We start from the raw sequence: 13993 nt of genomic DNA on the forward strand, positions 1-13993 counted from the left end.
CCATCAGCCTCGTCGGTGCGGTCATGGCGGGGGAGATGGAGCCGAGGCATTTCAGGGCTCTCAATGGTGCTGAAGAAACCTTGAGCGGAATCACCGTCACGAAGAAGAGCGGCGGTGGCGTGGGCGATTCCTCGGTCGTCTACACCGTGGAGACGAATAGCCAAGGCATGATCGATGTCGGGGATATCCTGCGCGTCGATATGCCCGCCTTGACCGGCGCCGACCTCTCCGATGGTTCGAATATCACGATCAATGCCACGGTGCATTCCACTCGGGCATCGGGCGCGCGCTTCAACTTCCCCACCGGAACGGAAGGGGTCTCGAAGTGCTTGTCCTATCGTATCGGGCAATCGAGAGAGTGCGTATTCGCCACCTCTCACGATGCGGTGACGTCGACGATCGTGGCCTCTGTCGGGGCCCCGGGAGACTACGCCTCGATCAACGCCGGCGATACGACCTCCCTGATCTCGCACGGCGAAGATCCCCGGGATGCAATCCTTCCGATCTTCATCCAAGCCGGAGAGTACGGGCGTAACCAATCCGGCGATGTCAACGCCATCGCGATGGGTGCCGCTCGGGTGGTGCTCGATGTCGATGCAACCTACGATGGGGTGGCTCACAAGGCCATGCAGGCCAACGGCACCATTTTCGAGGTTGGCCCGCCGACCAGCGTAACCACTACCATCGGCTCCGGTTTGATCTTGACGGTATCCCCGACCCCGACGCATGGTCATGTCGTCGTCAGCAATGCCGTTAACTCCCAAGGACAACGTCAGATCTCACCGGTGGCTGCGGGAACCACCAGACAGCGCATCCACCTCAGCGATAGTGGCGATAAGGTCTCCGAGCTCTACGAGATCTTCTATGTCCCGAGCGAGATCACGCCGTTGAGCGGAGGCGCCACCTACACCCTGAGTGGTGAGGTCGATTTTAGCTCCGATGAGTACCAAGACGAGGCCTCGACCGGTAGCCGCACCGTTACCTTGAGGCTGCATGCGGTGGAAGCGAAGGCCAAGGCTTATGCCATTCCGCCTCCCTCTTCGCGGGATCAGGCGTTCATCCGGATCCGCTGCGAGGATGAGGGCGGCTGCGATGTCTCGTTGAACTGCTCCAACCAGACCGGCAACTCTTGGTTCGGTTCTTTGGAAAGCCGCATCAGCGCTCACGGGACGACGGTGGTGACCGCAGATATCATCGCGCAGACCCTCGCCTCCGATGGCTTCGTTCCCTCCAGACATTGGGGCGGTCCGACCAACGGGCGGTTGTCCTGCCAGATCTTGGCTCGTCAGAATCAGTCGATTACGACGCAGGTGTTGGTGCGCTCGGGAGATATCCTGACCAACAACACCCACGTCAACCAGTCGGTTCCCAACTGATTCTCGCTTTCTCGCAAGTCCATTTCTTCCGCCCATCTCGGATTCGCTGAATCATCGGATGGGCGGAAGGAAGGGCGCAAGAAAGCATCGAGCATCGATGAGATCCGGCATGATGATGCGATGATTGCTTGAAGGTGGATTGCCGACATCCTTATCGTTCGGTAGATGTTTCGAGTTGAAAAACCCCCGGCTTCATCCGAAGCCGGGGGTTTTTTCGTATCCGGATGATTTCGGAAGGCTTCGGTGCGCTTTTCGAAAAAAATCCGCAGCGGCAGGGCCGCGCTCTTTGCGCCGACGATTCGAGGATCGACCGAAAGCCGGCTTGGAAGTCGATGCTTGGGGGTCGATGCTCGGACATCGATGCTCGGACATCGATGCTCGGACATCGAGAATCCACCCGCCAATCTCGGTCTTCACCCGCCGGCCAAGCCAAACCAAGCCCAGTACCCCGAAACAAGCACCTTCGAAGCCATCGACGAGCGAACCCCCCGCGACCTCGCCTCGCCGCCTTTTCACGAAAAGCCTCCCGCCCTTTTCGCAGCGCCTGACGCCAAGCATCCAAATACGAATCAAGCATTCGATTTGCGAAGGCTTGTCGTCCGAGCCGAACATGCGGATCGATCGTGAGGATCGAAGCCAAGAGATCGATAGCACATCGATTGGATCTTCAATCTCGGATATTCAATCATCGTATCTTTGTGCATAATCCGAGAACCGATGCAAGAACCGAAGCGACCGGCGAAGGTCGTTATCCCGGACGAGCCTCGATAGATGCCGTTTCGTGTCGGGCGATTCCTTCGCATCCCAAGGCGGCGCGATACCCGATACGCGCAGGATCGAGCGAAGGGCCATCGTCGATAGTCTTTCGTCGAGCATCCTTCGCCTTCATGAGGAGAGCGATTCATGTCTTTCAAATCGACCATGGATGAGACGCCATCGGGATCCGGCTCCCAAGGGATCGATTCTCTGGGCTTGCAAGTGATGCGCACGCTCGACGATCTCGCCCGTTTCAGCGAGGAAGAGGGTGCGCTGACCCGGCGCTACCTCACGAAGGAACATACCGAGGCGGCGGATTTCGTGATGCAGATGATGCGCGATGCCGGAATGGATGCGCGAATGGATGCATTGGGCAATGTGATCGGGAGCGCCGAGGGCGACTCCTCCTCGTCGCCTCGTCTCCTGATCGGATCCCATATCGATACCGTGCGCGACGCCGGTCGATACGATGGCGCTTTGGGTATCGTTCTTCCGATCGCTTGTCTAGGGTTTTTACATCGCCAAGGGATCCGCCTGCCTTATCCGGTGGATGTGATCGCCTTCGGGGACGAGGAGGGCGTGAGATTTCAATCGACCCTGATCGGTAGTCGGGCGATCGCGGGTGACTTCGATCCCGCTTTGCTCGATGCCACCGATAGCGACGGGATTCGACTCGCCGATGCGCTGCGCGCATTCGGTCTCGATCCCGATGCCTTCGAGAAAGCGCGCTACCGCGCCGAGGATGTCGCCGCCTATATCGAGGTCCATATCGAACAGGGGCCGGTGTTGGAGGACGAGGGCTTGCCGGTGGGGGTGGTGACGTCGATTGCCGGTGCAACCCGTTTTCAGGTGAAGGTGGTCGGTCAGGCAGGGCACGCGGGCACTGTTCCCATGCGCCTTCGCCGGGATGCGCTGGTGGCATCGGCGGAGGCGATTGCCTCGGTGGAGCGGATATGCACTTCGATCCCTTCGTCGGTCGGCACCGTCGGCATCCTGCATACCCTGCCCGGGGCGGTCAATGTCATTCCCGGGACGGTGGAGTTCAGCCTCGATGTGCGCGCCGAAAGCGATGCCTCGCGCCACGCCGCCCTATCGGAGATCGACAAGGCCTTCGGCGAGATCGCCGAGCGTCGAGGGGTGTCGATCACCAAGACGATGACCCATGAGGGCGATGCCTGTCAATGCGCCCCGTGGCTGATGCATCGGCTCGCCCAAGCGGTACAGGCCGAGGGGATCTCGGTGCGGGAATTGCCGAGCGGGGCGGGCCATGATGCGATGGCGGTCGCTCGATTGACCGATGTCGGGATGCTTTTCGTGCGTTGCTTGGAGGGGATCAGCCATCATCCGGCGGAATCGATGAGCGAGGCCGATGCCCAAGTGGCGTCGAAGGTGCTGCTGCGGTTTTTGGAGAGTTTCGATCCCCGAAAAACCGGATAATCCCATCGGTGTGCCATGGCAGCGTGCGCCTCGATCGAGGACCATCTCGGGGATTCCGGCTGTTCGCCTTCTTTACCTCTCGCCAGGCCTTTCGATCCCATATCATCGAACCCGCCCGAACCCGGTGACCAGCCATGCACGATCACATCGACGCTCCGAACCCGCCCCGGGCGGAATCGACGAGCATGGCGGATGCCCAAGCGGCATTCCGGTTGCCGCTGCGGTTTTTGGAAAGCCTCGATCCCGGTAAAATCAGGGAAAATCGTACGATCCCGTCGGGGCACCATTGTCGGTCGATTGAACAATCACCTTCGGAGATCCCGCTGCACCTTCGCGCCTTGCCGATTCCGGTGCTTCGCACGCTTTCTTCCTTTCTCGGCCTTTCGAACCCTCTCATTAGATCTCGGTGACCAGCCATGCATAACCTTTTCGACGATTTGAACCCGCCCCAGCGGCGATTGATGGGTCCCGGTCCGGTGGACGCCGACCCTCGGGTTCTGAACGCCATGTCGATGCCCCTGCTCGGGCAGTTCGATCCCGCCTTCACTTCCTACATGAACGAGGTGATGGTCCTTTACCGGCAGCTGCTGCGTACCGAGAATCGCTGGACTTTTCTGATCGACGGCACCGCAAGGGCCGGGATCGAGGCCGCCTTGGTTTCCTTGATCAGCCCCGGGGATCGCGTTTTGGTACCGATATTCGGCCGCTTCGGTCACTTGGCGGCCGAGATCGCAACTCGCTGTGGCGCGGATGTGCGCACCATCGAGGTCGAATGGGGGCGGGTTTTCGAGCCATCGCAAGTGATTGCCGCGATCCGAGAGCATCGCCCCCAGATCGTCTCCGTGGTTCACGGCGATACATCGACCACCATGGCCCAGCCTCTGGCCGAAATCGGAGCCGCGTGCCGGGAAGAGGATGTTTTGCTGCACGTGGACGCCACCGCCACCATCAGCGGCATCGACATGCGAGTCGACGAGTGGCAGATCGATGTATTGACCGCCGGCTTGCAAAAATGCCTCTCCGGACCGCCCGGATGCGCCCCCATCACCTTCAACGAAAGGGTGGAGGCGAGGGTGTTGGAGCGCAAGCATATCGAGCAGGGGATCCGCCCGGCCGGTTTCGAGGCCGCCACCGGCATGATCATCGCCTCGAACTATTTCGATCTCACGATGCTGATGGATTATTGGAGCGAAAGTCGCCTCAATCATCATACCGAGGCCACATCGATGCTCTACGCCGCCCGCGAATGCGCCCGGATCGCCCTGCAAGAGGGTTTGGAAGAGCGCTTCGCCCGCCACGCCCGCGCCAGTCGCGCCGTTTGCGCCGGGCTCGATGCGATGGGGCTCGTGCGCTTCGGGGATCAAGCCCATAAGATGGCGAATGTCACCGGAGTGGAGATTCCGAGCGGCGTTACCGGCGACGCGGTGCGATCCATGATGCTCGAGGATTTCGGAATCGAGATAGGAACCTCCTTCGGCCCCTTGGCGGGAAGGATCTGGCGCATCGGAACGATGGGCTACGCCTGCCGCAAAGAAAACGTGATGGTCTGTCTGATGGCGCTGGAAGCCGCCCTTTGCGCCCACGGCTACCGCCCCCCTCCGGGGGAGGGAGTCGCCGCCGCCTTGTCCGCTTGGAACGAACCCGACGCTTGATCCCGAACGCAACCACCCAAGTGGCCGCCCGGAAAAACCATCCACCCCCGGGCGGCCACCGCTACCTCTATCGCACTTGGAAGCAAAGCATCCAGTCTCTCTCGAAAACCGCCCGAAACAGCACCACCCATCCGAAACCTTTTCAGTCTTTTCTCGATGCCGAACCCGCCCTGACCATCGGCGGTCTTCCTGCATTAAGTGATCGAACGAGAGATGGCAACGAGGTGACCTCCTTCGGTTGGTCGGTGAATGGGATGTTCATGCCGCCTGCCTTAGGCGGGCACCGCCAACGAGCGCGAGTCGTCGATGCGGTATCGGTAGTCGGTATCGAAGGTTCCCGTCCTGACCGGCTCGAACATCATATTGAGCCGTCCACGCTGAACGCCTGTCCCGAGTAGGCCTTTTGTCAGCCCCACCTGCATGATCATCTCTTTGATGAGCCTGCGGTCGTCGTCGGTCAGCATGGCGTGCCGGTCGATGGTGAACGCTTCGCCGTTGCGCTCGATATGCAGGCGTTGCTCGTCGGGGTTGTACAGGAGCGTGACGGATTGAGCACCGAGCACCCCGCCCGTTTTGCCGTCGGGCTTCATTTCGAGGGGCCAAAATTCGTTGGCGAAGTGAAGGAAGGGTTGCTGTCGGTACTTCCATTTGACGAAGGGAACGAATGCGATCAAGTCATCCCCCGCATCTTTCAGCGTGAACACGCCCATTTGCCCCGCATGCTCCATGTTGATCGTCATCGGCTGGGTGCATCGGGTCGGGTCGTACTCATCCGCGCCCCCCTCTATGCGATCCCTAGGGTCGGCCACGCTGATCCCCCCGTTCTTATCCTCTTCGGATGCGTCGGGGTGAATCATCACGACCGAATTCGCACTGCGGGGGCCTTCATTGGTCAGGATCAATCCGATCCCATCGGTCGGGTATATCGGTACCAATGTCGGTTTGGTCTTCATGTGTGACCTCCTTCGGTCGGTGGATGGATTAGCGGGGTAGCGGAGTTTTGATCAATTAATTTACGTGGTAACGTGGCGTCTTGGGTTTGGGGGTTGCGATTTTTCTCCCGCAATTATCCTGTCACAACCCCGCTAAGGGTTCAATGCTGCATTGGTGTTTTGACCCGCATAAATCGACGGGTTGGGCTATAGGTAGACCGCCAACCTCGCTTTTCGATCTCGGCATTCAGTTGGCGATTCCATTTGAAGTACGACACGACTTCGGTGTTGCGTTCGGCCTCGGTCATCTCTATCTACCTATCCGACGGCTCAAACGCGGTATCGGTTCACATAGGACTCACGGGTGAACTAGGCCACCCCGGTCTCGTCTCGGTACATAGCGACTTCGTCTTTCTTCGGCTTGGTGTTCCGAAGGGTGAACCTGTGCAGGGCTTTGGGTAGCATGAACCGCGTCAAGGTTGACTTGGCCGCATCTATCGGCCCGACGACATGCACGATCGACTTTTGGCCCCAAATCGCCGGGAAATCCGACTCGTCCTGCACCGACTCGGCTAAGCGGAGCATGAGCCCACCCGAGATATTGGCGGATGTGGCGATCGCCAACTCACGCCGTGGCCAATGCGGGTGCGGGATCGTGAGCATCCACGTCTTGGACAACTCCACCGCAGCCGCTCGGTCTTCGTAGGTGAGTTCCTCGGCTTTGGTACGGATTGCTTCGAATGCGTCACGATAGGAGTGAACCCGAGGAATTATCGAAGTGCGGCTCACCGCCAAACTTGCGGCGGCGGAGTCGATCACCTCGCCACATTGGTCGACTCGGGGTCGCCTAGGTTTGTCGGCTATTTTAATTTTTTTGCCATCGAGAGACTGCCTTGGCGAAGAGCGGGCGTTATTCCGAGAGCAGGGCGTAGTATTTCGAATAGACATAATGCTGCCCGCGTCTTTTTCCCTCGGTTTTGTGCACGATTCCGACTTTGACGAGGTTTTCAAGGGCGCTTTGGGCTGTCGGATAAGAGATATTCAGTTCGTTCGAGACCAAGGCGGCGGTGGTGATCGCTCGGATCTGCATCTGTTCGTGTACGTTCAATGCCGACGGGGCGCTTCGACCGAGGCGATCTCTGATGGCTTTACGATCCTCTTCGAAGGTTGCGATGATGTCGCTTGCGGCCTTCGAGGCTTGCTCTGCGGTCTGCGCGACTCCGGTCAGGAAAAACTCCATCCAAACTTCCCATGCCCCGGTTCGGCGGGTTTCATCTAAAAGTCGGTAGTAAACATCCAAATGCGATTTGAAGAATCGGCTGAGGTAGAGGATGGGTTCTTTTAGCATGCCCGCCTCGCACAGGATCAAGGTGATCAGCAAGCGGCCCAATCGACCGTTGCCGTCCAAAAAAGGGTGGATGATTTCGAACTGCAGGTGAGCCAGCCCCGCTTTGATCAGCGGGGTGATCCTCGGGTCTTCGCTGTGGAGGAATCGCTCGAAGTCCCCTAGGCATTCGTCGAGTCGATCCGGCGGGGGTGGAACGAAAGTCGCATTGCCCGGCCTTGTGCCCCCGATCCAATTCTGACTGGTGCGGAACTCCCCGGGTAGTTTGGCCGCCCCTCGGCCCGAACGAAGGAGGATTTCGTGCATCTCTCTTAGCAGGCGAAGGCAAAGGGGGAAGTCGTCTTCTCGGATGCGCTTCAAGCCATGTTCGATGGCATCGGAAAGGTTGAGAACCTCCTGCAGATCGTCCGATTCGGAGCGATCTTTGTCTTTGTCGAAAAGAAAGATATCGTCCAAGGTGGATTGGGTGCCTTCGATCTGCGATGACAGCAGGGCTTCTTTGTCCCTGTAGGTCGGCCGCAAGGGGGCTTTTCCCGAAGGCAATCGCTCGCTCATGCTGTCCAACCTTCCGACAGCGCTCGCCGCTCGCTCCAACAGATGCAAGAGACTGCCGAGATCCAAGGGAGGATCCGGAGGCAGCGCGCAAGGGACGAAGGCTGCGATGCGCTCACCGCCCAAGGTGTTTTCGACGAAGACACCGGTTTGGCGCTGATATTCCATGTTCAAGGTCGGGCTCTCGATGGGGGGTGGAGGGTGGTCAAGTGAGGTTCGACCATCACGGTCTTTTCCATGACCCGAAAAATGTGCGCAGGAGGCGGCGTGGGCGATTCGAACCATGATGGGGCTGGCATTCAAGATCCAGCCATTTATTTTGAATTGTCAGCGAAAGAGATGCAAGAGATTTGAAAGATGGCATCTCAAAATTAAAAACGAATGGTCGAATTTTGAACTGACGGCAAGAGAAATGCAAGAAATTTGAATCATGGGGAGATGACATTCAAAGTCAAGGCATTGATTTTGAATTTCGGAAGAAGGAGATGCAAGGAATTTGAATGAAGACATTTTGAGATTAAAAACGAATGGTCGAATTTTGAACTGACGGCAAGAGAAATGCAAGAAATTTGAATCATGGGGAGATGACATTCAAAGTCAAGGCATTGATTTTGAATTGTGGAAGAAAGAGATGCAAGGAATTTGAACGGGTGCGCTGCGAGATTAAAAGCGAATGGCTCGGATTTGAATCGATCATTGAGAAGGGATGGAGGGAATCCGAATCAAGAACGAGGCGGATCCCGAGAATTCGATCCGTCGAGAGGCTCGAAGAGGCGGTAATGATGGGGGTTGGAGTCGACGGGAAGCGGTATCGAATAATGGATTCGGTCATTTCGTCGATTGTCCTGGATCGCGCTTTGGCGAGGTCGCATTCCTGCCTAGGTGCTTCTTGTCGGGCATTCCTTCGCTCTTCTTCATCTTCGAATGCGCGCCGGGTTCGAAATCCATGCCGCTTTGCGCCGCCGACGGGCGCTGAAATCCCGAGCCGAGGGAAGGCGACGGCGGGCACATCGCCTTTCGGATCGGTAGCGCTTTGCCCCGATCCGGTATCCGACGGCGGGCGGTGAAGGGCGATGGGAGGTGAGAATCCGTAGGGATCGTCGTTGCCTTGCGATGCCGACCGGGAGTGGATCGATGCCTCATAATCCTACCGGTGCCGGTGCCTTCGCATCGATCGAGGCGAGTGATCGGGGCTGCGCTCTTTTCGGCGCTTTTGGTTTGGATGCCTTCGATTTCGATGCTTTTCGGTCGAGACGCTTTCCACTTCGACGCTTTCCATCTCTGCGCTTGCCATTTCGGATACATCGGACTTCGATAGTCGTTTCCCATCGCTAAGGGAGGGGTTGCCATGCTGCCATTGACCGGATATGCGGATCGGCTCTCGCTTCGTCCGGGGCAAACGATCCGATTTCATGTTTCGAATGCCACCGGCATCGAGGCGCAGGCCTCGATCGTGCGCATCCTATGTGCGGACGGAAATCCTGCAGGCCCCGGCATCATCACGCAAGCGATCGACGATTCTCCGATACGGTGCTCATCCCCCGGGCCGCAGCATTCCCCTCGCGGCTCTTATGCGCGCATCGACGATGCCGGCCGCTGCTTCGCCACCGATGTTTTTTCGATTCTGTGCCTGATCTGGCCGACCCGTTTGACCGCCGGTCGGCAGGCGATCGTCTCCCTCGCCGATCCCGATTCCGCGGACGGATTCACCTTGGGGTTGGATGAAGCGGGTCGGCTATGCGTGAATCACGGCGTATCCGGAGGCGATATCGCGGTGGTGCAAGAGCCGCTCGTCGAGCGCAACTGGTATGCGATATGGCTGACGGTCGACGGTGGGGATCGCTCGAAAGCCTCGCAAGGAATGAGCGAAATCGACCTCGGATTTCAGCCGCTTCATCCTCGCTTAGGTGCCGCTTCGCACCCTCGCACGGTTCGCAAAGCAGCGTCTTTGGAGATGGGAGGCGCGCTTTCGGCCCCATTGCTTTTGGCGGCGAGCGATCCGGCAAGGCCTAAGCATCACTTCAACGGCAAGATCGAGGCTCCGTGCATCTTGGACCGCCCGCCCGGGGAGGCCGAGATCGACGCCCTTGCGCAAGGAAAACCGATCGAGGCGGCGGTGGCGGCGTGGGATTTTTCCCGCGGCATCGCATCGAGCCGTATCGAGGATTGTCGTTCCAAGGCACTGCACGGGAGGCTTTTCAATACCCCGGCGCGCGGGATGACCGGTGCTTGTTGGAGGGCAAAGGAAATGTGTTGGCGACACGCCCTGCGAGAGTACGCCGCCATTCATTTTCACGACGACGATATCGACGATTGCGGTTGGCCGGTGGCATTCGAGTGGACGGTGCCTTCGTCGATGCGATCCGGTGCTTTCGCGCTGCTTCTCTCGGCGGGCGATGCCCAAGACAACATCCCCTTTTTCATCGTTCCTCCCAAAGGCCGGGCCACCGCCGATCTGGCTATTCTCGTTTCGACCTTCACCTATACGGTCTACGGCAATCACGCTCGCCCCGAATGGTCGAACGATGCCGATTGGCGAGAGCGATGGAAGCGGCAATCGTCGGCTTGGGGGGCGAATGCGCATAACCCCGGGGATCATGTCGAATACGGGCTTTCCACCTACAACACCCATAGCGACGGCAGCGGGATATCGATCGCCTCGTGGCATCGCCCGATGCTGAATCTGCGCATCGGCTATATCACCTACCCCGATCCCGAGATTCGCGGCTCGGGGATGCGCCATTTCCCCGCCGATACCCACCTCATCGCATGGCTGGAGGCCAAAGGCATCGCTTATGATTTGATCAGCGATCAGGAGCTGCACGACGAGGGCGTGGATCTGCTCGGGAATTACCGGACGCTGATGACCGGCTCGCACCCCGAATACCATACCCCGAGGACCTTGGATGCGATCGAGGCTTGGAGGGATCGGGGCGGACGCCTATGCTATCTCGGCGGGAACGGTTTTTATTGGAAGGTCGCCCTTTCGCCGGAAAAAGAAGGGGTGATCGAGATCCGTCGGGGAGAGGGCGGGATCCGGGCATGGGCGGCGGAGCCGGGTGAGTATTACAACCAATTCGACGGGGAATATGGCGGTCTGTGGCGGCGCAACGGTCGTCCTCCGCAGAATCTTTGCGGGGTCGGGTTCACCGCGCAGGGAAACTATGCAGGCTCTTATTATCGAAAGTGCCCGGAGGCGGGTGATCCCCGAGTGGATTGGATGTTCGAGGGCATCGAGGGGGATGTTTTCGGCGACCACGGTCTGGGAGGGCACGGGGCGGCGGGCTTCGAGCTGGATCGGGCCGATAAGCGCCTGGGCACGCCGGAGCACGCGCTGGTGGTTGCTGCATCGGAAAACCATCCGCCGGATACGCCTTGGGTTCTCGTGCCCGAAGAGCAGTTGACGCATATCGTCACTTGGCCCGGGGAGCCCTATCGAGATCTGATCCGGGCCGATATGGTTTTCTTCGAAACCCCGGCGGGCGGGGCGGTCTTTTCCGTGGGATCGATCACATTTTGCGGCAGCCTGCCGAGCGAGGGCTTCGATAACGATATCTCGCGCTTGCTGGAAAATGTGCTGCGTCGCTTCTTGGATCCCGAGCCTTTTCGGATGCCCGATCCCTGAAAAGCCCTTTTTTCATCGATGCTTTCCTCTTTCGGGGCGCGCCCGCAGATCGCCGATCGTCCATATCGAAGAGATCGATCGATGAGAAGCGAGTTTTTCAAGCCCGATGCAAATCCATTTGCGGGCTTGCATGAGGGTGTTTTATATTGAATTGCATGGCAATCGGCACCATATCGTCCTTGTAATGGCCATCGAAGGGAGGAGTATTTCCTTTCGGTGGCGGCATGAGGCTATAGGGAGGAAATGATTCATGACCAACACATTCGTACCCCGGCTTCCGGCACCGACCGCGGATCTCCAGTGCTATTTGAAAGAGATCCAGTCATTTCCGATGTTGGGGGTCGACGAAGAGCGCGAATTGGCGATGCGAGTGCGAAGCGAAAACGATATCGAAGCCGCTTGGAGGCTCGTTACTTCCCATCTGCGCTATGTCGCCAAGATCGCTCGTGGCTATGGCGGCTACGGATTGCCCCAGGAGGATTTGATCCAAGAAGGCAATGTCGGTTTGATGAAGGCGGTGGGGCGTTTCGATCCTACGGTCGGGGTGCGGCTCGTTTCATTCGCGGTGCATTGGATTCGAGCGGAGATCCATGAATTCGTCATGCGAAACTATCGGATCGTCAAGGTCGCCACCACGCGGGCGCAGCGCAAACTGTTCTTCAATCTGCGCAAGTTGAAAGATCGCACCGGCACGCTTTCCCATCGAGAGGCGGAGAGGATCGCCGAGGAATTGGAGGTGGAGCCGGGTGAAGTGCTTGAGATGGATCGTCGTCTTTCGACGCCCGACACGGCATTCGACGGCATCGGCGAGGAGGATGGCGCTCAGCCCCCGGCGGCCTACATGATGGCCGACGACTCCTACGATCCGGAAATATCGGTGGAGCGAGAGCAGTCGAGGGATTTCTATCGAGAGCGTCTGCAAAACGCCCTTTCTCGGCTTGATCGGCGCGCTCGCGAGATCGTGCGTCGGCGGCGGCTCGAAGAGCCTCCGGCGAAGTTGCGCGAACTGGCCGATGAATATGGTCTTAGCGCCGAGCGCGTGCGCCAGATCGAAGCCCAAGCCCTGCGCGATATGAAAGACACTCTTTTACAGGCGGCTTGAGTCTTCGCTGCCTTTTATATCCGGCGGCTTCCTCGATGAGGGAGCCGCTTTTTCTTTATCCGTAGCGCACCGGGCGGGGTCATCGGGACACTCTGCGAGATTTTGCGCAGGGAGCGATCGGGATTTCATCCAACTCTTCCCGTGTGATCGGGCTTGACGAGCGCATCGATCGCTTCGGATGCGCCGACGGCGATCTCCGTCGGTATTTGGAAACCGAAAAATGGCTTCGGTATGGTGCCCTCATTCCGAGAAAGGATTCGCTTGGAAAGTGAGTTCCTTGAAAAAGGCTTACCCTTGAATCGCCTGCCCGACCGTCTTGATATCCTCATAGACGAAGAACGCCACGAGGCGGAGCGATGGTCGGGCAGGCAATCCTCAGGCTAGCCTTTCGGGTTCTCCATGCCCCGAAGGATCATCGATGGGCGTTGCCATTCATATTTTTGATGGCGTCGAGCAGGTCGGTCTTGAGGGTGTTCATACCGGCTGCCATGTCGTCTTTCGTGACCATCTTCGCTTCCATTTCAGCCAAGTCCTCCTTAGTGGCCATTCTCGCTTCCATACTGGCCACCTTCGTTTCCATCTCGGCCAAGTCCTTTTTCATTTCGGCCAAATCCCCTTTCGTGGCCATATTTGCTTCCACGTTGGTCACTCTCGATTCGATCGATTGCAGTCTGTCCATGTGATTCACCTCGTCCTTGATGCGATTTTCGACGCGTCGTGTTAGCCACCAATTTACCGCAACACCCGTTCCGATGAGAATCGTCGGGAGTGGCTCTTCGGGATACTGCTATGCAAGCCTTCGCTTTTCTTCGAAGCCGGCAGTTGAAAAAACGGATTGAGGGAAAGTCAATGAGTGGGGCGCCATCTCCAAAAGACTCACCCTCGAATCGCCTGCCCGACCGTCTCGATATCCCCATAGACGAAGAACGCCACGAGGCGGAGCGATGGTCGGGCAGGCGATTCGAGGGCTAGCCTTACGGGTTCTCTATGCCCCGAAGGATCATCGATGGGCGTTGCCATTCATATTTTTGATGGCGTCGAGCAGGTCGGTCTTGAGGGTGTTCATACCGGCTGCCATGTCGTCTTTCGTGACCATCTTCGCTTCCATACTGGCCACCGCAGATTCCACCTCAGCCAAGTCCGCCTTCATCTCGGCCAAGTCCTTTTTCGTGGCCATATTCGCTTCCACGTTGGTCACTCTCGAGTCGATCGATTG

The 13993-nt window shown here is 58.4% G+C and carries 10 protein-coding genes; 5 read left to right on the forward strand and 5 right to left on the reverse strand.

Features of this window, described 5'->3' with window-relative positions; all coding sequences use genetic code 11:
- The 3 genes from BF99_RS23435 to BF99_RS0112770 all read left to right on the forward strand — a co-directional run.
- Positions 1-1376: hypothetical protein (locus tag BF99_RS23435; protein ID WP_038098304.1), on the forward strand; the 1376-nt coding region annotated here is incomplete at its 5' end.
- A 903-nt stretch (positions 1377-2279) separates the two neighbouring features.
- Positions 2280-3569: an allantoate amidohydrolase gene (locus BF99_RS0112755; RefSeq protein WP_025771178.1), complete on the forward strand. Its 1290-nt coding sequence runs from the start codon at positions 2280-2282 to the stop codon at positions 3567-3569.
- A 416-nt stretch (positions 3570-3985) separates the two neighbouring features.
- Positions 3986-5221 (forward strand): pyridoxal-phosphate-dependent aminotransferase family protein, encoded by a 1236-nt coding sequence (locus BF99_RS0112770; RefSeq protein ID WP_025771180.1) that lies wholly within the window; start codon positions 3986-3988, stop codon positions 5219-5221.
- 272 nt (positions 5222-5493) lie between these two features.
- Here BF99_RS0112770 and BF99_RS0112775 read toward each other — a convergent pair whose 3' ends face one another.
- The 3 genes from BF99_RS0112775 to BF99_RS0112785 form a co-directional block, all read right to left on the reverse strand.
- Positions 5494-6174, reverse strand: coding sequence for a hypothetical protein (locus BF99_RS0112775; RefSeq protein WP_025771181.1), 681 nt, complete (start codon positions 6172-6174; stop codon positions 5494-5496).
- Positions 6175-6522: 348 nt separating this feature from the next.
- The gene (locus BF99_RS0112780; protein ID WP_156013307.1) at positions 6523-6972 is read right to left on the reverse strand and encodes a hypothetical protein; all 450 of its coding nucleotides are present in this window, start codon (positions 6970-6972) and stop codon (positions 6523-6525) included.
- A 91-nt stretch (positions 6973-7063) separates the two neighbouring features.
- Positions 7064-8218: a Fic family protein gene (locus tag BF99_RS0112785; RefSeq protein WP_025771183.1), complete on the reverse strand. Its 1155-nt coding sequence runs from the start codon at positions 8216-8218 to the stop codon at positions 7064-7066.
- Positions 8219-9398: 1180 nt separating this feature from the next.
- Here BF99_RS0112785 and BF99_RS0112805 point away from each other — a divergent pair.
- Both BF99_RS0112805 and rpoH read left to right on the forward strand, forming a co-directional pair.
- Positions 9399-11675 (forward strand): N,N-dimethylformamidase beta subunit family domain-containing protein, encoded by a 2277-nt coding sequence (locus BF99_RS0112805; RefSeq protein ID WP_025771185.1) that lies wholly within the window; start codon positions 9399-9401, stop codon positions 11673-11675.
- A gap of 250 nt (positions 11676-11925) precedes the next feature.
- Positions 11926-12777 (forward strand): RNA polymerase sigma factor RpoH, encoded by an 852-nt coding sequence (rpoH, locus tag BF99_RS0112815; RefSeq protein WP_025771186.1) that lies wholly within the window; start codon positions 11926-11928, stop codon positions 12775-12777.
- A gap of 412 nt (positions 12778-13189) precedes the next feature.
- On the opposite strand, the gene BF99_RS20910 is transcribed toward rpoH, so the two are convergent.
- Together BF99_RS20910 and BF99_RS20915 are read right to left on the reverse strand one after the other, a co-directional pair.
- Complete coding sequence (locus tag BF99_RS20910) at positions 13190-13456, reverse strand: hypothetical protein (RefSeq protein ID WP_156013308.1); 267 nt, start codon at positions 13454-13456, stop codon at positions 13190-13192.
- Between the two features lie 321 nt (positions 13457-13777).
- Positions 13778-13993, reverse strand: a 216-nt coding sequence (locus BF99_RS20915; RefSeq protein ID WP_038098307.1) for a hypothetical protein, incomplete at its 5' end; no start/stop codon positions are given.

Origin of the sequence: Thioalkalivibrio sp. HK1 (genome assembly GCA_000583135.1) — a bacterium.
Classification (GTDB): Bacteria; Pseudomonadota; Gammaproteobacteria; order HK1; family HK1; genus HK1.